The sequence below is a fragment of the Blautia sp. AF34-10 genome, assembly GCF_003477865.1.
Taxonomy (GTDB): domain Bacteria; phylum Bacillota; class Clostridia; order Lachnospirales; family Lachnospiraceae; genus Fusicatenibacter; species Fusicatenibacter saccharivorans.
The window spans coordinates 18,515-40,398 of the sequence record NZ_QUED01000027.1 but is presented as its reverse complement, the minus strand read 5'-3'; the positions used below and the strand labels follow the sequence as shown (position 1 = coordinate 40,398).

The following is a 21,884-nucleotide window of genomic DNA, read 5'->3' as shown; positions in this document are numbered from 1 at the left end:
AAAACGCGCTCAGAGAAACAGATAAAGGATGGATAATAACATGAGTTTATTACAGAATTGGCGTGATATCGCCTATAATCAGGAAGCAGACAAAAAACAGCTCCAGCAGTTCTGGACCAATTATTTCCTGATTGAGAAAAACATTTACGAGCAGCTTCTTTCCAACCCGGATGAAGTGGTAAAAGGAACCGTAAAAGAGCTGGCAGAGAAATACAAAGTGGACGTTATGACCATGGTTGGTTTCCTTGACGGCATCAACGACAGCCTTGTGATCCCGAACCCGATCGAGGAGATGGAAGAGGATACCGTTGTTACACTGGCTTACGATAAAGAGCTTCTGTACAAAAACATGGTAGACGCAAAAGCAGACTGGCTGTACAACCTGCCGATGTGGGATGAGATCTTCACAGAAGAGCAGAAGAAAACGCTTTACATGGAGCAGAAAAAATCCGGCACTGTAATCAAAGGCAAAAAAATCGGAAGAAACGATCCATGCCCGTGCGGAAGCGGAAAAAAATACAAATACTGCTGCGGTAAAAACGCATAAGAAAGAATTTTCGAGAAGAGACCGGGGAGCCGAAAGTTGAAAGGCTTCGCGGTCTCTTTTTCTAGGAAGAGGGAGAAGCAGGATGCAGGAGACGGTAGTTTATCTGAAAAAAATTACACAGCCGGAGGGCGAAAAAAAAGAGTTGGAACGGGAACTCTCGCAGTGCGGATGGGAGCTGTTCCGGATGGGAATGAAGGAACAGTATGGGCTGGATGGAGAAAAGATAACGATCGAACGGAATGCGCACGGAAAACCGTACCTGCCGGGGCATCCGCAGATCTGTTTTAATATTTCTCATTCGGGGGAATACGCTGCCTGCGCTTTTGCTTCCATTCCGATCGGCATGGATCTGCAGCAGCACCGCCGCGCTGCCTGGGAGCGCATGGCAGAACGGTATTTTTCCGCCGAAGACCAGAAACGCCTTGCCGCAGCGGAGAATGCTGAAACGCTGTTTTTCCGGATCTGGACCGAAGAGGAGAGCTACGGCAAGTGGAGGGGAACCGGTCTTTCGGGTTCTCTTGGAACGGAAAAGAAAGAGGGCTTCTGCATGCATTTCAGTCCGGAGAAAGGATATGAAGGCGCCGTCTGGGCAGCGGAGCCCGTGAAAATCTGCATGAAAAGAATAGAACCATAAAAATTGTGCATAACCTGTCCCGCCATCTCATATATATAACGATAAGAGGTGGTGAAGATGAAAAGGACAGGAAGACAAAAGGATATTGTTACGCCAGAGAAAAAACAGGAGCAAAGGGAACTTTTGCGCCTGTTTTCTGCGAATATACGGAAAATTCTGAAAAACACAGATCTGCTGGCCGATGACCTGCAGGAAATCCGTCTGCGGACCGCGCGCCGCTTCTGGTGGTCGCAAAGGATCAGGAGTACTTTCTGACCCCGGACGGAGCACTGACCGGGGAGTGGGAGAAAGGTTATCCCGTCTCACCGACGGATATCCGCGATACGATGGATTACATAGGAAGTTTTTCCCTCTACGCCTACGAGGATGAACTGCGGCAGGGTTTTCTGACCGTGGAGGGCGGCCACCGGATCGGCATTGCCGGAAAGACGGTAATCGAAGGGGAAAAGGTGAAAGGCATCAGCCATATATCCTGCATCAACGTGCGGGTTGCTCATGAGAAAAAGGGCTGCGCGGACCGAGTGATGCCGTACCTTTGGGAAGACGGCCGTTTCCTGCACACCCTGATTGTCTCCGCACCCGGCTGCGGCAAAACGACGATGCTGCGCGATATCATCCGCCAGATTTCGGACGGGGAGTCGCCGTATCCGGGGCTGACCGTCGGTGTGGTCGATGAACGGAGCGAGATCGCAGGCTGCTATCTCGGCGTTGCGCAGAATGATGTCGGCATCCGCACCGATGTGCTCGACTGCTGTCCGAAGGCGGAGGGCATGATGATGCTGATCCGCGCCATGTCGCCCGATGTGGTGGCAGTCGATGAGATCGGAACGGGCGAGGACATCCGTGCGATCGAGTCCGTCGTTAACTGCGGGTGCAAGCTGCTCGCGACCGTGCATGGCAATTCCATGGAGGATATGAAGCAGAAGCCTCTCCTGAACCGCCTCGTGGAATCCCACGTTTTCGAGCGGTACATCGTGCTGGATGCGAAACCCCACGCCGGAAGTGTACAGGCTATTTTTGACGGAAGAGGAACGACACTGTACCGAAGGGAGGCGTTTCTGTGATGCGGCTTGCAGTTTTACTGGCGGCTTCTCTTGCCTGCGTCGGGATCGGCTTTGCAAAGAGTGCGGCGCTGTCGGCCCATGTGAAAGATCTGGAAACACTGCAGAAAATTATCCAGTATCTGCGTGGAGAGATTGTGACGGCGGCTTCCCCGCTGCCGGATGCGTTCTGGGAGACGGGAAGGCGGATGCGGGATCCGTACCGGGATTTTTTACAGGATATTTCCGAGGATATGCGCCGCCCGGACGGAAAGACACTGCCGGCGATTCTGGAAGAGAATACGGCAGTCCACCTGGCGGACACACGCCTTACAAAAGAAGAAAAAGAAGAGCTGCAGGAGGCCGGATGCAGCCTTGGCACCGGGGACCGCGCCATGCAGAAGGCGAATCTGGACCGGTATGAGGCACACCTTGTGCAGCGGATCGCGGAACTGCAGAAAGGATTGCCGGAAAGGAAGAGGCTCTGTCAGAGTCTTGGAATCATGGGAGGCCTTTTTTTATTTTTGATTCTGGTTTAGGGCGTGTCTGAAAACGGAGGAGCAGGCGTGGAGGTCGGGATTCTATTTAAATCGGGCAGTCGGGATTCTGGTGTCGGTCCTGTGCCAGGTATTAAAACACAGCGGCCGGGAAGAACAGGCATTTCTTGCAAGCCTTGCCGGTCTTGTGCTGGTGCTGTTCTGGATTCTTCCCTATATTTCCGCGCTGTTTGAGGACATCAAACAACTGTTTACAATTTAAGAGCAGGGAGAAAAAACGGAGGGGATCATATGGATATACTTCGGATCGCTGCGCTTGGCACGGCGGGCGTGCTGCTTGGAATTACAGTAAAGGGAGCAAAGCCGGAATTTGCCCTTCTTGTGACGGTCGGTGCCGGCCTCTGCATTCTTGCCGGGACCGTCGGAAAAATGCAGTATCTGCTCGGCATGCTCGCACAAATGAAATCGTATCTCCCGGTGGACTCATCGTATCTGAATACGCTGCTGAAAATGCTTGGGATCACGTATGTGGGACAGTTTTCCGCCGGGATCTGTAAGGATGCGGGCTATTCTTCCATTGCAGGGCAGATTGAACTGTTCGCCCGCCTGGCGGTCCTTGCCGTCAGTATGCCAGTGCTGCTCGCTCTGCTGGAAACGGTTCATGATTTTCTGTAAAAAAGCCGGATGGGGCATGGCGCTGCTTTTTCTGTGTCTCATTTTCGGAACGGGAAGAACGCAGAAAATCGAAGCAGCGGATACCGAAACGGATCAGGCAGCAGCAGCGCAGGACGAACTTCTTGCAGAACTCGACTTCGATGCAATCCAGCAGGAAGTGGACAGCCTGCTGTCCAGCCAGCAGTTTTCTTTTGCCGGTACGGTGCGTTCTCTTTTGCAGGATGGCGATCCCTTCCGCACCTTCCGTGCCGGAAATGCCGTTCTCTCCTGTGCCAAAACAGCATTCCTTGCGCAGAAGGGGCTGATGAAGGAGCTGTTTCTCCTCGTTCTGGCAGGCGCGGTGCTCGGCAGTTTTTCCTCTCTCTTTGAAGGAAAACAGGTCAGGGACGCCAGTTTTTATATGGTCTATCTGCTTGCGCTTGCACTGATTCTGAAAAATTTCCAGTCGAGCGGGGAAAACCTGAAAGCTGTCATCACATCGCTGGTCGCTTTTATGCGGATTCTGACGCCATCCTACTATCTGGCGCCGCGGCCGCCGGTGGTGCATCATCAGCCGTGATGTTTTATCAGATGCTCCTTCTAGTGATTCTGGCTGTCGAAAAGCTTCTGCTCGCCCTCGTCCTCCCGATGATCCATATCTATCTGCTCATCGCCCTTGTAAACGATCTTTCCGGCGAGGAGATTTTGTCCCATATGACAGAGCTGCTGGAAACCTGTGTGAACGGCCTTTTAAAATCGTCGCTCGGCGTACTTGTGGGAATGCAGATGATCCGGAATCTGATCGCACCGGCGCTCGATTCCCTGCGGCAGATGGCACTCTGGCGGACTGCCGGAATGATTCCCGGCATCGGAAATGCGGTGAATGCTGTAACCGAGTTGGTGGCAGGCTCCGCGGTGCTGATCCGCAACTGCTTTGGCGTGACGGCAATGCTGGTACTGCTCGCAGCAGGCATGGTTCCCGCCGTTCAGCTTCTCGTTTCGGGTCTTTCCTTCCGCCTTCTCGCCGCGGCGGCGCAGCCCGTCTCGGACAAGCGGATCGCGGGATGTCTTGCGGCGGCAGGAAAAGGATATGCGATGCTTCTGCGTCTCCTTCTGACCGTAGAAGTCCTGTTTCTGCTGACGATTGCAATCCTGGCGGGAACTTTTTCCTAGAGCTTGTCTGAAAAAGGCTTTTCGTGAGCTGCGAGTCCCACTTTGCGGTATATTTTATCCGAATGAGGGCGGCGTAGCGGGCTACGGCAACCGAATGAGGGTAAAATATACCGCAAAGTGGGGCTTGCAGCTTGCGGAAATGGTTTTTCAGACACGCTCTAGCGTATAGTTGGGCAGGCAGCGGCGGGAGGCGGCATGGTAGAAGAGATTCTGCAGTGGCTTAAGAATATTTCAATTTTTCTGATTTTTATGACAACTGTGCTGAACCTGATCCCGGAGAAGGAGGACAAGAAGCCGGTTCAGTTTTTTCTTGGAATTGTGATGGTACTGATTTTTTTCCAGCCCGTGCTAAAAGCGGGAGGTTTGGAGCAGAAAATGGCGCAGACGCTCGACCGTCTGACGCTGGAAGAGGAGGCAGCAGCAATGGAAAATGTACAGATTCGTGCAGAAAGCTTTGAAAAACAGTATTACGTGGGCGCCTGGGAAAAAGAGACGGAGCGCCAGATCCGGATGTATCTGTCAGAGAGCGGCATTCCGGGGGCAGCCGTTTCGGTAACGCTGGAGCCGGGAAACACCGGTGAGGCAAAAGAGATCCGCATTGAAGCGCCGATGCGGCAGACGAGCATTTACCGCGAAGAACAGAAAAAACAGCGGGAAATGCTCGATGAAAAGCTGACAGAGATCAAAAGTGTTTTAAGTGAGGTCTACGGAACCGATCCGGCGCATATTATGGTAGAGATTTCGGAATAGGCCTATGAGGGAAAAGGCAGCGGCGTTTTTCCGGAAACAGAAAAAGGAGCAGTGGATGCTGTACTTCCTGCTGGCGGCAATCGGCGTTGTCCTGCTGCTGCCGACGGGAACAAAAAAGACCAGTGAGGAGACAGAACAGCCGCAGGAGACGGCTGTGCGTCCGGCGGGGGATGCGGGACTTTCGGTGCAGGAGGAGATGGAACAGCGCCTTTGTGACGCACTTTCCCAGATGGACGGTGTGGGCGCAGTGCACGTCGTGGTGACGCTGGAATCCACAGGAAAAAAGATTGTGGAAAAAGATGTCCCAACGCGGAGCACAACGGAGGAAAACAAGAAGGGAGAGGAGACCGGAAGCGTTACATCCTCGTCGCAGGATGAGGCAACTGTCTATGAAAAGACACAGAACGGGGCCGAGACACCGTATGTGGTTTCCGAGGAGTACCCGGCGGTGCGCGGCGTGCTCGTTATCGCAGAAGGCGGGGGAAACCCGGTGACGATACAGGAGATTCAGGAGGCCGTGATGGCATTATTTCAGGTGGGCGCAAATAAGATTAAAGTAGTCAAAATGAAGTAAAGGAGTCAAATGCGTGGAAAAATTAGAACAGGAAATGAATGCACCTGAGAAAATGGCAGAGACACCATCGCCGAAAAAGACGGCCGGGAAAAAGAAAAAATTCCGGAAAAACCAGGTCATCATCACCGCCCTTGCGATCATGATTGCCGTCGCCGGATACATCAACTATGCGGACAGCACCCTGTCCACCAAAGGAACGGCAGACGGAACCACCGCAGACACAAGCACCGTATTAAAAGACATCTCCAGCCTTGACACCGACATCACCGATGAGGTGGACGCCGGAGCCGCTGGCGATTCCTCGCGGACCATCACAGAAACACCGGGAGAGGCTGTCCTTGCCGGGGCATCTACATACATGGCCCAGGCCAGAATCGACCGGGAACAGATCCGTTCCCAGAATAAAGACACCTTAAACGAAATCATCAACAACACCAACCTCTCCGAAACCGAGCGCCAGAGCGCCGTCCAGAGCATGGTGGAAATGACGGAACTCGTAGAAAAAGAGTCGGCAACCGAACTCCTCCTCGAAGCCAAAGGCTTCAACGATGTCGTCGTAAACCTGACCGGCGAAACCGCCGACATCGTCGTTCCGATGAAAGAAGTAACCGAGGAACAGCGTGCCCAGATCGAAGACATCGTAACCCGCAAAACCGGAATCGGCGTAGAAAACATCGTCATCACCCCCATGAGTTCCGCCGCCGACACAGCCGCAGAGGAGAGTGCTCAGTAAATTTTGATATCCACGTAAAAAATCCGGAAACGCAAAATCATGCGTTCCCGGATTTTTTCACGTAATTCTATTTAATTTGCACCATGTGCCGTTCTTGCAACCGTCTGCAGTGCTTTCTTCACCGGCGGCAGCGAGATCAGAATCACCGTCAGTACACCTTCAGCCAGCAGATAGCTGTAGTTGTAAATAATCGGATACAGCGCCTTCAAAGACTGCGGGAAATTCTCCGGCATATAATCCATCCAGTACAGATATCCGCCTAACGTATGGAAAAATCCCCTCGCCAGCACAGCCACAATATACCCGATCAGCAGCCCGTTTTTCTTCTTTCCAAAGAATCCGGCCACACCCAGCGCCGCAAACGCAAACACATAATCACAGCACACCTGGAACAGCGACAGCACATACGGCCCCTGGATAAACTGCAGCAGTCCATAAGCAAAACCAACGAGAATACCCGTCTTCGCCCCATACCAGTTCGCAATCAGCACAATAAACAGCATCGAAAACAACGTAACCGATCCCCCGTACGGCAGCTCAAACACCTTCACATACGAAGTCACAAACGCCAGCGCCATCCCCATCGCACAAAACGCCAGCTCCTTGCATCCATTCCCGTCCCCTTACTCTTCTGAGCAGAAAGAACCGAAGCAATCACCACCAGCGCCACCATCAGCACCACGCATCCAACATAACCGGCCGTCGTCAGTCCGCCGTCAGCAGTAACAAAAAAACTCATAAAAAAACCTCCTTCGCATTCCGCTTGGAGGGGCTCACATAAAAACACAGTCCCGAATCACATCCGAAACCACGTTCCAGCTTCCCTACGCAGGAATTATCCCGTTCAGGTAGTGAGGTCCGTGAGCTTATCCCTGTCCCACGTTCTCAGCCAAAGGCTCCCCTAGCGTCTTATTATTTTAACGTATTAAAGTATACCAACCTCCCCCTTATTTGTCAACCCGTCCGTTTTTTCATCCAAATACATGTTGACAAGAAGTACATACAAGTGCTATATTACAATTAGTTCAATCATTAAACTAATTGTACGAAAGGAGCACCAAAACAATGCAGATTCTGAAAGTAACAGACGAAGCATTCCGCCAGTACGGCAAAGTCATCAAAGACCTCGACGTCAGCGACATCATCACCGCCATGTCCGAGACCCCATGTCCCGATGACGTAGTCTACGAGCCTTCCATTGAAAGCCTCGAAGCCTGCAAAAGCGCCCAGTCCGTATCCGACAGCCTCTACGGCGGCATGCCGATCCAGATCGGCTACTGCAACGGCCACAACCATTTACTGAACGCCGTAGAATACCACCGCGACAGCGAAATTAACATCGCCGTAACCGACCTGATCCTGATCCTCGGAAAAGAACAGGACATCACCGAAGACCACACCTACGACTCATCCAAAATGGAGGCCTTCTTAATCCCGGCCGGAACCACCATTGAAGTCTACGCAACCACCCTCCACTACGCACCATGCAACGTGGCAGCCAGCGGCTTCAAATGCGTCGTAGTACTTCCAAAAGGAACCAATACCGACATCACCCTGGAAGAAAAACACACCCCGGAAGACGACCTGCTCTTCGCCAGAAACAAATGGCTCTTAAGCCACCCGGATGCAAACATCGCTGGAAGCGTAGCAGGCATCAAAGGAGAAAACCTCTCGGTAAAATAAAACCAGAGACAAAACCAGAAATCAGAAACACTGCCCCAAAAGAGCAGTTCTGAACATAAAAAGAAACCAAAAACCAAGAAAACCCAAAAAGGAGGATCTTCAAAAATGATCAACAATACACCGGAAATCAAATTAGGTATCGTTGCAGTAAGCCGTGACTGCTTCCCGAACAGCCTTTCCGAGAACAGAAGAAAAGCAGTCGTAAAAGCATACGACGGAGAAATCTACGAATGTCCAATCATCGTCGAGAATGAAATCGACATGATGAACGCACTCGAAGACCTGAAAAAAGCAGAGTGTGATGCACTTGTTGTATACCTTGGAAACTTCGGACCGGAGACCGAGGAAACCCTGCTTGTAAAATACTTCGACGGACCTTGCATGGTAGTAGCAGCAGCAGAAGAGACCGGCGACGACCTTGTAGGCGGACGCGGCGATGCATACTGCGGCGTTCTGAACGCAAGCTACAACCTGAAACTGCGCAACCTGCACGCATACATTCCGGAGTACCCGGTTGGCGATGCAGAAGACGTAGCAGCCATGATCAAAGATTTCGTACCGGTTGCAACTGCAGTTGTAGCTGTTAAGAACCTGAAAATCATCAGCTTCGGACCGCGTCCGACCAACTTCCTGGCATGTAACGCACCGATCAAACAGCTGTACAACCTCGGCGTAGAAATCGAAGAGAACTCCGAGCTTGACCTGTTTGAAGCATTCAACAAACACGCAGGCGATGAGAGAATCCCGGCAGTCGTAGAAGATATGGCAAAAGAGCTCGGCGAAGGAAACCTGAAACCGGAAATCCTGCCGAAACTGGCTCAGTACGAGATCACCCTGTTAGACTGGATCGAAGCACACAAAGGATCCAGAAAATACGTAACCCTGACCGGAAAATGCTGGCCGGCATTCCAGACACAGTTCGGATTCGTTCCTTGCTATGTCAACAGCCGTCTGACCAAGATGGGCATCCCGGTATCCTGTGAGGTAGATATCTACGGAACACTGTCCGAGTTCATCGGAACCGTTGTATCCAAAGACACCGTAACACTCCTCGACATCAACAACACCGTTCCGAAGGATATGTATGAGAGCGAAATCAAAGGCAAATTTGATTACACCTTAAAAGATACCTTCATGGGATTCCACTGCGGAAATACCGCTTCCACCAAACTGGCATTCTGCTCTATGAAATATCAGATGATCATGGCAAGAACCCTTCCGGAAGAAGTAACACAGGGTACCCTCGAGGGAGATATCGTTCCTGGAGACATCACCTTCTATCGTCTGCAGAGCACATCTGACGCAAAACTGCGCGGATACATCGCAGAGGGCGAGGTTCTTCCTGTAGCAACACGTTCCTTCGGAAGCATCGGTATCTTCGCTATTCCGGAGATGGGCAGATTCTACCGTCACGTACTGGTAGAGAAAAACTATCCGCATCACGGCGCAGTAGCATTCGGACACTTCGGAAAACCGTTATTCGAAGTATTTAAAATGCTCGGTGTTGAAGTAGATGAGATCGGCTACAACCAGCCGAAGGGTGTTCGTTACCCGACAGAGAATCCGTGGGGCTAATCCGTTCCGGAAGATTCACTGAAAAATAAGAAAGATATGCAGTAACGCATAAGCAAAAGGGCGGAGCAGAGATCTAGGTCTGCTGCCGCCCTTTTTGAAAAAGAGTAGAAAAAGGAGATTCGACATGTATTTTATTGGTGTTGACCTTGGTACTTCCGCTGTCAAACTGCTTCTGATGGACGAGGAAGGCAAAATTGTAAATATTGTATCGAGAGAGTATCCGCTGTATTTCCCGCATCCAGGCTGGTCTGAGCAGAAACCGGAAGACTGGTGGGAGCAGAGCAAAGAGGGAATCCGCGAGCTGGTAAAAGACGTAGACAAATCCCAGGTAGCCGGCATCAGCTTCGGCGGCCAGATGCATGGCCTTGTCATCCTGGATGAGAACGATAACGTCATCCGCCCGGCGATCCTCTGGAACGACGGCCGTACCGCAAAACAGACCGATTATCTGAACACCGTAATCGGAAAAGAAAAACTCTCCGAGTATACCGCAAACATTGCATTTGCAGGCTTTACCGCACCGAAGATTCTCTGGGTGAAAGAAAATGAGCCGGATAACTTCGCAAAAATCTGCAAAATCATGCTTCCAAAAGATTACCTGGCATACCGTCTCTCCGGCGCATTCGTAAGCGACTACTCCGATGCATCGGGCATGCTTCTGATGGATGTCAAGAACAAATGCTGGTCAAAAGAGATGGCAGAAATCTGCGGTATTTCCCTGGAGATGCTGCCGGAGCTCCATGAGAGCTTTGACGCTGTCGGAACCTTAAAACCGGAAGTAGCAGCAGAACTTGGACTGCCAGAGACCTGTAAAGTTGTAGCAGGAGCCGGAGACAACGCAGCAGCCGCAGTCGGAACCGGAACCGTAGGCGACGGCATGTGCAACGTTTCCCTTGGTACAAGCGGAACCGTATTCATTTCCAGCAGCAAATTCGGCGTAGACAGCCACAATGCCCTGCACGCATTCGCACACGCAGACGGCCACTATCACCTGATGGGATGCATGCTGAGTGCAGCTTCCTGCAACAAATGGTGGATGGATGAAATTATCCGCACAAAAGAATATACAAAAGAGCAGGAGAATATCACAAAACTTGGCGAGAATAATGTCTTCTTCCTGCCGTATCTGATGGGCGAGCGTTCCCCGCACAACAACCCGGATGCAAGAGGAACCTTCATCGGCCTGACCATGGACACCACAAGAGAGGATATGACCCAGGCTGTTCTCGAGGGCGTTGCCTTTGCGATCCGCGATTCCTTTGAGGTAGCAAAATCCCTCGGCATCCAGATCGAGAGAACGAAAATCTGCGGAGGCGGTGCAAAGAGCCCGCTGTGGAGACGCATGATCGCAAACGTGCTGAACATCAAAGTGGACCGTATTGAGTCCGAGGAAGGCCCGGCACTTGGCGGAGCCATGCTGGCAGCCGTTGCCTGCGGTGTCTTTTCATCCGTAGAAGAGGCGGCAGAAAAAATTGTTCGTGTGACAGAGACCATCGAGCCGGAACCGGAACTGGTTGAGAAATATGAGCGCCAGTATCAGAAATTTGCAAAGATTTATCCGACCGTAAAAGATCTGTTTACAGAGCTGCTGTAATAAAAAGGGGTAAGAAATAAGATGAAGAAAGTGGAACATGGGAAAACATTTGACCGGAATGCAGCAAACCCGCCGGCGTTTGAAATCTTTCACAACACCGTGACAGAAGGCTATCCGGAGCACTGGCATACCGCAATTGAAATTATCATGCCGACCAGAGGCGAATATGAGGTTGTTGTCGGAAAAGACAGCTATAATCTCAAAGAGGGCGACATCATTATGATCAATTCCGGCGTTGTACACGGAATGAGATTCGTATCCCAGGGAGAACGGATTGTCATGCTGGTGGAACCGGGCTGTGTGGAGAATCAGGAAGAAATGGAAACGATTTTCCTGCGGCTTCCGGCCATCTACTTCAAAAAAGAGGATGAGGAAGATCCCTTCTATCTGTTTCTACGCAGCCAGATTCTGGAACTGGTGCGGGAATACGATAATGAGGGCGCAGTGATGACGCACAGAATCTGCACCGGCCTCAAAGAGCTTTTTTCAGAGTTTGGCCGCAAGGGCTTTTCGGATGCCAACGCGCAGAATACGTTCGGGGCAATGAAGCAGCAGGAATATATAGAGGCTGTTTTAAGCGCCTGCCGTTATATCAATGTCCATTACATGGAGAATCTTTCTCTCGAGGAAGTAGCTGCGGTCAGCGGATTTTCCAAGTTCCACTTTACCAGAATTTTCAAGCAGTACATGAACATGACATTCTATGAGTACCTCAATTCTAAACGCGTCAAACGCGCAGAGGAGCTTCTGTACGACAAAAAGATGAGTATCACGGATGTGGCGATGAATTCCGGATTCTCTTCTTTAAGTGCCTTCAACCGTACCTTCAAGACGGTAAAGGCCTGTTCGCCGAGCGATTACCGCAGACAGCGGGAGTCGATGGTACAGGCTTTGCTGATGCAGGGATAAAAGGACTTGTATTTCACACTTTACTGTGCTAAAATGGTAGTATTCCGAGTTATAAGAATGAGATGGGGACTTAATTTTCGTACAGGAGGGCTTGAAATGAACAAGAAACTTCATTCAGAAGCAGTAGACCAGCTTTTTGAGGCAATTTTGTGTCTGAAGAATAAGGAAGAATGCTATACTTTTTTTGAGGATGTATGCACCATCAACGAACTGCTTTCGCTGTCGCAGCGGTTTGAAGTGGCGAAAATGCTGCGGGAGAAGAGAACGTATCTGGAAATCTCCGAAAAGACGGGAGCATCCACGGCGACGATCAGCCGCGTGAACCGTTCCTTAAGCTATGGAAACGACGGATATGAGATGGTGTTTGAACGGATGGAAAAGAAAGAAAATGTGTAAAATCAAAAAAGACGGTGCGATTCCAACGCAGCCGTCTTTTTTAATTACACGTTTGTTCTTAATTTTTCTTTTTCGGATCAGAAGGCGCCGCGAGGGATGCCAGTTCATCCACCATGTGCTCGAGCATCTGTTTTTTCAGATAGACATCGAAACTCAGCAGACAGATAAACGAAAAGAGCTGGAGAAATTCCCGGTCCTCCTCCGGTGAGCTGCCGAACATGGACTTGGATACATCCGCTTTTTTCAGAAGATCTTCTTTTACGGATGCAATTTCTTCTTTTTCCATCTGGAAAATTTCGTCGTAGATATCTTTGATGGAAAAGCCGCTCTCCGTGCCGAAATACCGATCGGTGATCGGGGCGAGCAGTGTCTGGATATCCGTGATCGAGAGGATGTTTTTAAAGTAGTAAATAAAAACCAGAAGCATCATGTGCTCCGGCGAATATTTCTTTTTGACCGGCGGCGGGAGCAGCTTGTTTTTTGCATAGTTGTTGATCATTGTTTTTGTCAGAACCTTATCGGACTCGAAGCGGCGCGAAGAAGCGAGCTGTGCGTCCATAAAGGTCGTGACCTGGTCCATATATAAAGCAATGTTCGGGATTTCCCCCGGGCGGATGCCTTCGAGAGAATCCAGTGAATTCAGTAAATCATGAAGAATTTTATCTGAGTCTATCGTCATTTGTTATCACCTCACTGTTCCCATTATATAGTTTTTAATACCAGATAGCAAGGACTTTGCGAAAAAAGTTTCCATGATAAAAATGCAACGTATGTTCGTTCTTACTTGTAACCGGGGCGGATTTGTTATATACTGAGATGCATGTGAAAAGATTCGAAGCAGATGAAGGAGAAAGAACATGAATCAGACAGAAACAGGATTAAACCCGATGCAGATGGAAGCTGTGGAGTACACCGAAGGGCCGCTTCTGATCCTTGCAGGTGCCGGTTCGGGAAAGACGAGGGTACTGACGCACCGCATCGCCTCCCTAATCCGGGACAAAGGCGTCAATCCGTGGAATATTATGGCGATCACCTTTACGAACAAGGCCGCCGGAGAAATGCGTGAGCGTGTCGATAAAATCGTGGGATACGGATCGGAGCGGATCTGGGTCAGCACCTTCCATTCCAGCTGCGTGCGGATTCTGCGCCGCCATGCTGAACGTCTGGGATACGCCAACAATTTTGCAATTTACGATACCGATGACCAGAAATCGCTGATCAAGGACATCATGAAACGGCTCCAGATGGATCCGAAACTGTACCGCGACCGTGCGATCATGGCGGCAATTTCGTCCGCAAAGGATGAGATGATTGAGCCGGACCAGTACCGGATTGACGCGGGAATCGACTGGAAGCTGCAGAAGTATGCGGCAGTTTATGCGGAGTATCAGGCAGAGTTAAAGAAAAACAATGCGATGGACTTCGATGATCTGCTGGTACAGACCGTAAAATTATTCCAGCAGTTCCCGGAAGTGCTCGACTATTATCAGGAGCAGTTCCGCTATATCATGGTCGATGAGTATCAGGATACCAACACGGTTCAGTTCCGCTTTGTAAGCCTTCTGGCGGCAAAATACCGCAATCTCTGCGTTGTCGGCGATGATGACCAGTCAATCTACAAATTCCGCGGGGCGAATATTGAAAATATTCTGAGTTTTGAGCATGTATTCCCGGATGCGAAGGTCATTAAACTGGAGCAGAATTACCGTTCTACGCAGAATATTCTGAATGCGGCAAATGAAGTGATTGCGAATAACCAGGGACGAAAAGCAAAACGCCTGTGGACAGAGAACCCGGAGGGTGACCTGATCGATCTGCGGCAGTTCCAGAGCGGTTTTGAGGAGGCGGAGTACGTGGCAGGAGAAATCACGCGCGGCGTCCGCACGGAGGGAAAGAAGTATCGTGATTATGCAATTCTCTACCGTACCAACGCACAGTCCCGTCTTTTTGAGGAGAAACTGCTGCTTGCAAATGTTCCATATAAAATCGTGGGCGGTGTCAACTTCTATGCGAGACGCGAGATCAAGGATCTGCTGGCGTATCTGCGTGTGATCGAGAACCCGGAGGATGACCTTGCGGTACTGCGTATCATCAACGTTCCGCGGCGCGGTATCGGAGCGGCGACGATCAACAAAGTGCAGGACTGGGAGGCAGAGCAGGGCATCCGTTTCTACGATGCGCTTCTCGAGGCCGAGTATGTGCCGGGGCTGATGCGGTCTTTAAATAAGATTAAATCCTTCACGTCCTTTTTACAGGTACTCCGCGCGAAAGCAGATTATCTGTCGGTCAAAGAGCTGCTGAATGAAATCATCGAGGAGACCGGCTATGTAGCAGATCTGCAGGCGGAGGGAACCGAAGAAGCGGCAGCCCGCATCGAGAACATCGACGAGCTGATTTCAAAGATTGCGGATTATGAGGAGAGCGCCGAACAGCCATCTCTCGGTGGTTTTCTGCAGGAGGTTGCGCTGGTGTCTGATATCGACTCGGTGGATGAGGAGAGCGATTACGTGCTGTTGATGACACTGCATTCCGCAAAAGGACTGGAGTTCCCGAACGTATTCCTTGCCGGCATGGAGGATGGTATTTTCCCAAGCTACATGACGATCACCGGGGATGATCCGTCGGAGCTGGAGGAGGAGCGCCGTCTCTGCTACGTGGGCATCACGCGTGCGATGCAGCATCTGACATTGACGTGTGCGCGCCAGAGAATGATCCGCGGCGAAGTGCAGTACAACAAGATGTCCCGTTTTGTCAAAGAGATTCCGCGGGAGCTGATTTCCCTGGAGCGGGAGCGCGGGGAGATCGAAGACCGGAAGCCGAAGATGGACATTCCGACGAGAGGCAGCGTCTATGCGGCGATGAAGCAGGCATTCCGCGAGAAGCCGCAGCAGGCGAAAACCTTCAGCGCGCAGAAGGCGACGAAACTCGATTACGAAATCGGGGATACGGTGCGCCATATCAAGTTCGGTGTCGGCATTGTCACGGATATCGTGGACGGCGGAAGAGATTATGAAGTTACCGTCAACTTCGACCAGGCTGGTACGAAGAAAATGTTTGCTTCGTTTGCAAAACTGAAAAAGTTATAAGGAGAACGAGAGCGTGTCGGAAAACAAAATTCCGGCACGCTCTTTTTTCGACTGGTGCGTCAGACGCTCAGGTGGTAATCAGGGTGGAATAGCCGTCGCGGCGCAGGCGGCGTTCCATCAGAATGGCATTTCCGAGCTGGCGGTAAGCGCCGACCTGGACCTTGAAAAAGCCGTCCTCGGCGAGAAGAAAAGCGGGATAGCCCTGGTCGAGAAGGTCGTAAAGCATACGGTCGGCATTCTGGCGGATGCGGAAAAGGCCGGTCTGGACACGGTAGAAGGTTTCCGGTGTGTCGGAAGGATTTTCCTGTTCCGGCGGCGTGGGATGGGGCGAAGCGGAAGCAGTGACGGTATCCGCTGTTGAAACGGACGGACGGGCGGTTTCCGTTTCCGCAGCGCGCCGGTCAGCCTCCGTGACCGTCTCGAGATCCAGCGTTCCAAGCACTGCATCCGCGATGGCGCGGGCGATTTCTTCCTGCTTTTCATCGTAGAGCGTATTGTCCTGCTCATTGTTCAGAAAGCCGGTTTCAATCAGAAGAGCCGGCATTTTCGTCCGCCGCAGAACAACAAGCCCTGGCCGTGCCTTGACACCGAGATTCCGGAATCCCAGCTCCGAGAGCGCGCCGTTAATGTTTTCTGCCATTGTCTGTTTGATGCCGGAGTTGTCATAGACAAGCGTTTCCACGCCGGTATACTGGTTCGGTTCTTCCGAAGAATTCCGGTGAAAAGAAATAAAAAAGTCGGCATCCGCCTGATTGGCCATCTGCGCCTTTTCAAACGGCGTCTGATAAACATCGGTTGTGCGGGTATAAATGACAGAGACACCCTGCCGGGAAAGAAGCTCGCCGACCGCGATGGCGAGGGAAAGATTGTCATCCTTTTCCCTGCGTCCCTCATAGACAGCGCCCGGATCACTTCCCCCGTGTCCGGCATCGATTACGATAGTATAGGGCATAAGATCAAAGCTCCTGAAAATACGGTTCTACTTACGATATGAAGAAAGGACGAAAAAGGTTATACTTTTTTTAGTTTTATTTCATTGTATCGTATACGGGCGGTGTGTTAGAATAGGAGATAACATTAGGAAAGTGTGTCAAAAAATCTGCGGAGGATACAAAAGACACACAGATGAGAGTGAGGATTTCATGAGAATTACAATATTCAGTCTGGGGGGACTGCTTGGGCAGTATGTGACCAACACGGCGCTTCTTCACAGCGCACAGGTGACCGCCTACGTGCCGGATGCAAAAGCGATCTGGCCGAGAAAAAATCTGACCGTGATTGAGGGAAGCCTTCAGAACCGGGAACGCGTGCTGGAGGCACTGCTGGAAGCGGATGCAGTCATCAGCGTGCTGACTCCGATGCGTGTGAAACATGTAAAAGAAGAGGAGACACCGCTGGCTGACGGAAACGCGATGATTCTTTCGGCCATGAAGCAGCTTGGAAAAACGCGGTTTGTGACGGTAGGCCATGTCTGCATTCATGCGTTTGGAGACTGCGAGGACAAATACCAGAGAATGAGTACGAAATTCATGCAGATTTTCTGGCCAGGTGTCTATAAAGATATGCAGAAGATGGGACAGGTTCTGGCACGGAGCGATCTGAACTGGACACTGGTGCGGACGTGTGCGGGAAGAGACGGGAAAGTGAAAAAGGTAGGGCAGAACTGCAGTATTTCGCTGGACGGCAGCCAGTTCCGGCCTGGATACTCGAGAGAGGCCCTGGCGGAATTTCTGTACGAGGCGGCCGCCGATCAGCAGATGTACAGCAGAAAAATGCCCATTTTTTACAGAGAGGGGTAAGAATGGATTTTTCAATTTTATATGTACTGCAGCATCTTCACAATGCAGTGCTCGATCGGGTGATGGTGGGAATTACTTCACTTGGAAATGCGGGATGGATCTGGATTGCGCTGACCGCCGTTTTCTTAATCCTTCCGAAATACCGGAAATGCGGTGTAAGAATGGCGATTGCGCTGATTTTAGATTTGATTTTATGTAATCTGGTGTTAAAGCCGCTGGCAGCGCGCCCGCGTCCGTGCTGGATTGACGAGCAGGTAAAGCTGCTGGTTGCCGCTCCGAAGGACTATTCCTTCCCATCAGGCCATTCGGCAGCTTCGTTTGCGGCGGCAGTCTCTATTTTTGTGATGCACAAAAAAGAAGGAGCTGCCGCACTGATTCTGGCCTGCCTGATTGCATTTTCCAGACTGTATCTGTTTGTGCATTTCCCGACCGATGTCCTAGCGGGAATTGCGGTTGGTTTTATCTGTGCTTTTCTGGCTGCGAAGATCCAGAACGGTTTTCTTCTTCATTTTCGAGGTCGATAAAACGGAACGAAAGCATCAGATACAGAATTTCATCCGGGCTGGAAAGATCAGATTCTAAAATTTCCTTGATCTTTTCCAGGCGGTAGAGCAGGGTACTGCGGTGGATAAAAAGCTCACGAGCCGTCTGGACGACATTGCAGTGGTTGTCCAGATAGCAGCGGAGCGTCCGCATATAGTCACTGCCGGAGCTGTCGTCGTGCTCCTGCAGAAAGAGAAGTCTCTCATGGCACAGCATGTAGCCTGGGAGCTTTTTTGTTGCCTGATCGAGGATGTAGTCAAACGAGATATCGTTGAACGGATGCATCCGTTTGTCGGGATATTTTCGCGTACCGAACTGCAGGGCGATTTTTGCCTGGATATACTGGCGGCGCAGATTCATGTGGCCGTTCATGCAGCGCGAAAAGCCGGCATTTAAGGAACTGTCCTCCACAAAGTGCACCATGCGTTCCATCAGATCGGTCATGGAAAAATCGGACAGCGTGAGGTTAAAGAACGCAACGATACCGCCGCCGTGCGGAAACGCGGAGCAGCCGGTCAGAATGTTTTCCAGATAGGCGCAGACCGAGTTTGCCGTCAGGTTTTTCTGATCCATATCGGAGAGCTGCAGATAGAGGCAGCAGTAGGTGTGGCGGGAATGCCAGCCGAGCGCATCGAGAGCCTGGCTGACCGCAATATAGTCGGCCATCCGGTCGTCGAGGGCACGGAGCAGCACGGTGTGAAGCGACTGCGCCGGCGAGGTTTTCTGCATCACATTGTGCAGGAAGGCGTGATGGATCATTTCTGCAAGAAATTCAAGAAGAAAGCCTTCGGAATCAGAAAGATCCTTTTTCGTGTCGAGGAGCAGCAGGCGGTAGGCGCTCTGACCATGCTGCGTGATGTTGACGCAGAGGGAACCAAGTCCCGTTACGTGATCCGGAAAGCGGAACCATCCATCGAGATCGCGGACGGACGCGTATTCGCTGCTTTCTGTCAAGGAGAGCAGAAGCGGGCGCGTTGCATCGAGGGAGCCAAACACCTTCTCGGGAAAAAAGGAAGGTTCTTCGGACGCTGCGGCGATGATGGAAAAATCCATGCCGACCACCATCAGCGGGTGGGCAAAAACAGGCAGGGAGAGATTTAAAAGATGCTGGATCGATTTTCCGTCGAGCCGTGCCTGCATCAGCTCCTTCTGCCAGGAATCGTACGTCCAGAAAAGCTCCTGCAGGAACGAAAAAACAGCGGATACGCTGCTCTTAACGGCGATCGAAACCGGAGCCGGAAGTTCCTCCGGCAGTTCTTCGGTACAGAGAAGAAAAAGGGAGCTGCTTTCTTCCGGGAGGGAGGAAAGAGAGCCGATCTGTTCTTCTGTGCAGAGAAAGACCCGGTGCGCAGTGGCTGCGGAGCCTGTCTGATAAAGAACAGGCAGCTCCAGTGTGCCGGAGAGCGGCAGGTTTTCCGGTGCAAGAACCGAAAAAGCGCTGCTTAGTTTATAAGCGAGAAATGCGGGGGAGAGCTTCATCGTATCATCCTCCCTGCGCGTGTCATATCGTAAAAATTCATAAAAACCTCCTCAGAAATGAGTGACGTTCTGCGGACGAAACCGCGGTACTTTTTATTTTAGCAGAACAAAAAGGTCTGTCAAGAAAGAAAAGACAGGGGTGCGGGAATTTTTACGGCGGCAACAAGTTAAGATTTTGTGAAGATAGTTGTGGTTTGCGGGGAAAACTGCTACAATATGGCTGATTTGGTTACTGTTCACTCAGCAGTGAAACACTTGCTGTTTCGCTGCGTAAGAATATGATTCAGGTGATTTGAAGTGGTTTTTTACAGAAGAAAAAGGAAGGTATGACTTTAATGTATCATATTATAGTAAATAAAAAATCGCGGTCGGGGCGCGGCGAGAAGCTGTGGCCGGTGATTGAGGGCGAGCTTGAGCGGCGCAGGACGGAATTTCGTGTATATCCGACAAAGTATCGCGGAAGCGCACGGGAGACGGCAGCACGGCTGACCGCGAAAGGGGTATGGAATCCCGATGATGTCCTTCTGGCGATCGGCGGAGACGGTACGGCGAATGAGGCGGTCGATGGAATCACCAGCCTGTCGGATGTAAAGTTCGGTTATATTCCAACGGGAAGCGGCAACGATTTTGCGCGCGGTGCCGGAATTCCCTCCGATCCGCTGCAGGCGCTGGAAACTGTGCTGAAAGGGGAGGAAAAGGAGATCAACATTGGAACGGCGCTTCTTGGCAGCCAAAAGCGGAGATTTCTCGTCAGCACCGGCATCGGTTTTGATGCAGGCATCTGCCACGAGGCGCTGGCATCAAAAATCAAGAATACGCTGAACCGGCTGCATCTGGGAAAACTTACGTATGTGATGATTGCACTGCGGCAGCTCTTTTATCTCGAACCGTTCACACTGGATGCAGCGCTGGAAAACGGAGAACACCGTTCGTTTGAAAATGTTCTTTTTGCAGTGGCAATGAATTTTCCGTACGAGGGCGGCGGCTTTTGCTTCTGCCCGGAGGCGGACGGGACAGATGATCTGCTCGACGTGATGGTGGTTTCCAATCTTGCCAAATGGAAAGTCAGCTATCTTCTGCCGATGGCGCTGTTTGGACGCCACACGGGATTTCCTGAGGTACATATGGAGCGGTGCAGCAGCCTTTCCTTTCAGACAGACCGCGCGGAACCGGTCCACCTGGACGGAGAATCGGGCGGACACCGCACGGAGGAAAGGATCGGACTGGAAACGGAGCGTCTCCGCCTTTTGGGCGACTGGGTGAAAGAAGGGATGGAAAGATGATGTTCTGGATCATATTTTTTTCAGTGCTTGCCGTCCTGGCAGCAGGTTATTTCTTTTCCATTCTGCCGGCTACATCGAGACGGCAGGAATGTCTGAAATTTGCGGAATGGAATTATGCGCACCGCGGTCTGTGGAACGCGGCGGAGGGAGTTCCGGAGAATTCTCTTCCGGCTTTTGCCCGCGCGGCGGAGCAGGGATATGCCATCGAGCTGGATATTCAGATAACAAAGGATGGACGGATTGTGGTGTTCCACGATGACACGATGAAGCGGATGTGTGGAAACGAGGGAAAAATCAGCGATTATACGTATGAGGAACTCCAGCAGTTCCATCTGGGCGACAGCACGGAAAAGATTCCGCTGCTTCGTGAGGTACTGCAGACGGTAGACGGCCGCGTGCCGCTTTTAATCGAAATCAAGATGCCGGGACTTTCCACGGCGGTCTGTGCGGGATTTCAGAAGGAGATGGAGGGGTACACCGGTATGTTCTGCATGGAATCCTTCAACAGCCTGGCCCTCCGCTGGTGCCGCCGCCACATGCCGCAGACGCTGCGCGGCCAGCTTTCCGGCCGTTTTTCAAAGGATGATAAGGTGCATCTGATCCTGCGGATAATGGCGCGTCATCTGATGCTGAATTTTATCGGGAAACCGGATTTTATCGCCTACGACCACCGCTACGCCGACTGCCCGGGCTTCCTGATCGACCGTATGCTGTTTCGGACACCGGCATTTGCATGGACGGTAAAAGATGAGCATGTATATAACCGGACACGGAAAAAATTCGACGCGGCGATCTTTGAACATTTCCATCCCAAGGACGGTTTTCAGAAACCGATGAATTGTTTCTTAAAAAATAATAAAGCTTATTGACTTCGGTTTTCGGTGTGCTATAATTTCAGCAGGTTGAAGAGAAAAACCTCGTCAGAAAAGTGGAGG

25 protein-coding genes and 2 pseudogenes are annotated in these 21,884 nt (G+C 51.3%); 21 read left to right on the top strand and 6 right to left on the bottom strand.

The features are described 5' to 3' along the window. Positions 1 to 40: 40 nt before the first annotated feature. The 7 genes from DWZ60_RS14505 (at position 41) to DWZ60_RS14475 (ending at position 3,952) form a co-directional block, all read left to right on the top strand. Positions 41 to 547, top strand: coding sequence for an SEC-C metal-binding domain-containing protein (locus tag DWZ60_RS14505; RefSeq protein ID WP_055221393.1), 507 nt, complete (start codon positions 41 to 43; stop codon positions 545 to 547). Between the two features lie 82 nt (positions 548 to 629). Further along, on the top strand, positions 630 to 1,181 hold the full coding sequence (locus DWZ60_RS14500) for a 4'-phosphopantetheinyl transferase family protein (protein WP_119221938.1): 552 nt from the start codon (positions 630 to 632) through the stop codon (positions 1,179 to 1,181). 224 nt (positions 1,182 to 1,405) lie between these two features. Beyond that, entirely contained in the window at positions 1,406 to 2,245 is an 840-nt protein-coding gene (gene spoIIIAA, locus DWZ60_RS14495) for a stage III sporulation protein AA (protein ID WP_330422356.1), read from the top strand. Continuing rightward, positions 2,245 to 2,760 carry a stage III sporulation protein AB gene (locus DWZ60_RS14490; RefSeq protein ID WP_119221936.1) on the top strand — a complete coding sequence of 172 codons (516 nt, stop codon included), beginning with the start codon at positions 2,245 to 2,247 and terminating at the stop codon, positions 2,758 to 2,760. Before spoIIIAA ends, DWZ60_RS14490 begins: the two co-directional genes overlap by 1 nt. 7 nt (positions 2,761 to 2,767) lie before the next feature. Further along, a complete protein-coding gene (gene spoIIIAC / locus DWZ60_RS14485; RefSeq protein WP_119221934.1) occupies positions 2,768 to 2,980 on the top strand; it encodes a stage III sporulation protein AC in 213 nt (70 codons plus the stop codon). Positions 2,981 to 3,009: 29 nt separating this feature from the next. Further along, the gene (locus tag DWZ60_RS14480) at positions 3,010 to 3,393 is read left to right on the top strand and encodes a SpoIIIAC/SpoIIIAD family protein (RefSeq protein WP_055221401.1); all 384 of its coding nucleotides are present in this window, start codon (positions 3,010 to 3,012) and stop codon (positions 3,391 to 3,393) included. Then, the gene (locus tag DWZ60_RS14475; RefSeq protein ID WP_158576409.1) at positions 3,380 to 3,952 is read left to right on the top strand and encodes a stage III sporulation protein AE; all 573 of its coding nucleotides are present in this window, start codon (positions 3,380 to 3,382) and stop codon (positions 3,950 to 3,952) included. Before DWZ60_RS14480 ends, DWZ60_RS14475 begins: the two co-directional genes overlap by 14 nt. 87 nt (positions 3,953 to 4,039) lie before the next feature. Here the strand turns inward: DWZ60_RS14475 and DWZ60_RS21315 are convergent. After that, positions 4,040 to 4,636, bottom strand: a pseudogene (locus DWZ60_RS21315) (DUF6783 domain-containing protein); the annotation flags it as partial. On the opposite strand from DWZ60_RS21315, the pseudogene DWZ60_RS21310 reads away from it, so the two are divergent. The 4 genes and pseudogenes from DWZ60_RS21310 to DWZ60_RS14450 all read left to right on the top strand — a co-directional run. Beyond that, positions 4,565 to 4,714 (top strand): annotated as a pseudogene (locus DWZ60_RS21310) (DUF6783 domain-containing protein); the annotation flags it as partial. The pseudogenes DWZ60_RS21315 and DWZ60_RS21310 overlap by 72 nt on opposite strands. 26 nt (positions 4,715 to 4,740) lie before the next feature. Next, complete coding sequence (locus DWZ60_RS14460; protein ID WP_022463195.1) at positions 4,741 to 5,295, top strand: stage III sporulation protein AF; 555 nt, start codon at positions 4,741 to 4,743, stop codon at positions 5,293 to 5,295. A gap of 4 nt (positions 5,296 to 5,299) precedes the next feature. Next, the gene (locus tag DWZ60_RS14455; protein ID WP_117762190.1) at positions 5,300 to 5,869 is read left to right on the top strand and encodes a stage III sporulation protein AG; all 570 of its coding nucleotides are present in this window, start codon (positions 5,300 to 5,302) and stop codon (positions 5,867 to 5,869) included. 13 nt (positions 5,870 to 5,882) lie between these two features. Beyond that, positions 5,883 to 6,602, top strand: coding sequence for a SpoIIIAH-like family protein (locus tag DWZ60_RS14450; protein WP_243030613.1), 720 nt, complete (start codon positions 5,883 to 5,885; stop codon positions 6,600 to 6,602). 71 nt (positions 6,603 to 6,673) lie between these two features. Here DWZ60_RS14450 and DWZ60_RS14445 read toward each other — a convergent pair whose 3' ends face one another. Both DWZ60_RS14445 and DWZ60_RS21305 read right to left on the bottom strand, forming a co-directional pair. Further along, positions 6,674 to 7,201: an energy-coupled thiamine transporter ThiT gene (locus DWZ60_RS14445; protein ID WP_442857801.1), complete on the bottom strand. Its 528-nt coding sequence runs from the start codon at positions 7,199 to 7,201 to the stop codon at positions 6,674 to 6,676. After that, on the bottom strand, positions 7,162 to 7,341 hold the full coding sequence (locus DWZ60_RS21305) for a hypothetical protein (RefSeq protein ID WP_330421163.1): 180 nt from the start codon (positions 7,339 to 7,341) through the stop codon (positions 7,162 to 7,164). The genes DWZ60_RS14445 and DWZ60_RS21305 overlap by 40 nt, the downstream gene beginning before the upstream one ends. Before the next feature lie 326 nt (positions 7,342 to 7,667). Between DWZ60_RS21305 and DWZ60_RS14440 the strand changes: the two genes are divergently transcribed. From DWZ60_RS14440 to DWZ60_RS14420, 5 genes are all read left to right on the top strand, one after another. Further along, a complete protein-coding gene (locus DWZ60_RS14440) occupies positions 7,668 to 8,285 on the top strand; it encodes a DUF4867 family protein (RefSeq protein ID WP_055221409.1) in 618 nt (205 codons plus the stop codon). A 108-nt stretch (positions 8,286 to 8,393) separates the two neighbouring features. After that, entirely contained in the window at positions 8,394 to 9,860 is a 1,467-nt protein-coding gene (locus DWZ60_RS14435) for an L-fucose/L-arabinose isomerase family protein (RefSeq protein WP_055221457.1), read from the top strand. Positions 9,861 to 9,984: 124 nt separating this feature from the next. Continuing rightward, positions 9,985 to 11,454: a xylulokinase gene (xylB, locus tag DWZ60_RS14430; protein WP_022463201.1), complete on the top strand. Its 1,470-nt coding sequence runs from the start codon at positions 9,985 to 9,987 to the stop codon at positions 11,452 to 11,454. A gap of 21 nt (positions 11,455 to 11,475) precedes the next feature. Continuing rightward, positions 11,476 to 12,363 (top strand): AraC family transcriptional regulator, encoded by an 888-nt coding sequence (locus DWZ60_RS14425; protein ID WP_118601334.1) that lies wholly within the window; start codon positions 11,476 to 11,478, stop codon positions 12,361 to 12,363. A gap of 96 nt (positions 12,364 to 12,459) precedes the next feature. Then, positions 12,460 to 12,759, top strand: a complete 300-nt coding sequence (locus DWZ60_RS14420; protein ID WP_022463203.1) for a YerC/YecD family TrpR-related protein — start codon at positions 12,460 to 12,462, stop codon at positions 12,757 to 12,759. A gap of 58 nt (positions 12,760 to 12,817) precedes the next feature. Here DWZ60_RS14420 and DWZ60_RS14415 read toward each other — a convergent pair whose 3' ends face one another. After that, entirely contained in the window at positions 12,818 to 13,438 is a 621-nt protein-coding gene (locus tag DWZ60_RS14415; protein WP_022463204.1) for a DUF1836 domain-containing protein, read from the bottom strand. Positions 13,439 to 13,616: 178 nt separating this feature from the next. On the opposite strand from DWZ60_RS14415, the gene pcrA reads away from it, so the two are divergent. After that, positions 13,617 to 15,845: a DNA helicase PcrA gene (gene pcrA, locus DWZ60_RS14410; protein WP_022463205.1), complete on the top strand. Its 2,229-nt coding sequence runs from the start codon at positions 13,617 to 13,619 to the stop codon at positions 15,843 to 15,845. A 67-nt stretch (positions 15,846 to 15,912) separates the two neighbouring features. Here pcrA and DWZ60_RS14405 read toward each other — a convergent pair whose 3' ends face one another. Continuing rightward, positions 15,913 to 16,797: an N-acetylmuramoyl-L-alanine amidase gene (locus DWZ60_RS14405; RefSeq protein ID WP_119221927.1), complete on the bottom strand. Its 885-nt coding sequence runs from the start codon at positions 16,795 to 16,797 to the stop codon at positions 15,913 to 15,915. Positions 16,798 to 16,987: 190 nt separating this feature from the next. Between DWZ60_RS14405 and DWZ60_RS14400 the strand changes: the two genes are divergently transcribed. Both DWZ60_RS14400 and DWZ60_RS14395 read left to right on the top strand, forming a co-directional pair. Further along, the gene (locus DWZ60_RS14400) at positions 16,988 to 17,644 is read left to right on the top strand and encodes an NAD(P)-dependent oxidoreductase (protein WP_022463207.1); all 657 of its coding nucleotides are present in this window, start codon (positions 16,988 to 16,990) and stop codon (positions 17,642 to 17,644) included. 2 nt (positions 17,645 to 17,646) lie between these two features. Next, the gene (locus DWZ60_RS14395; RefSeq protein ID WP_119221923.1) at positions 17,647 to 18,168 is read left to right on the top strand and encodes a phosphatase PAP2 family protein; all 522 of its coding nucleotides are present in this window, start codon (positions 17,647 to 17,649) and stop codon (positions 18,166 to 18,168) included. On the opposite strand, the gene DWZ60_RS14390 is transcribed toward DWZ60_RS14395, so the two are convergent. Continuing rightward, entirely contained in the window at positions 18,104 to 19,666 is a 1,563-nt protein-coding gene (locus DWZ60_RS14390; RefSeq protein ID WP_117510252.1) for a PucR family transcriptional regulator, read from the bottom strand. The genes DWZ60_RS14395 and DWZ60_RS14390 overlap by 65 nt on opposite strands. 335 nt (positions 19,667 to 20,001) lie before the next feature. Between DWZ60_RS14390 and DWZ60_RS14385 the strand changes: the two genes are divergently transcribed. Next, on the top strand, positions 20,002 to 20,949 hold the full coding sequence (locus DWZ60_RS14385) for a diacylglycerol/lipid kinase family protein (RefSeq protein ID WP_158576408.1): 948 nt from the start codon (positions 20,002 to 20,004) through the stop codon (positions 20,947 to 20,949). Then, entirely contained in the window at positions 20,946 to 21,818 is an 873-nt protein-coding gene (locus DWZ60_RS14380; RefSeq protein WP_119221919.1) for a glycerophosphodiester phosphodiesterase family protein, read from the top strand. The genes DWZ60_RS14385 and DWZ60_RS14380 overlap by 4 nt, the downstream gene beginning before the upstream one ends. Positions 21,819 to 21,884: the final 66 nt, after the last annotated feature.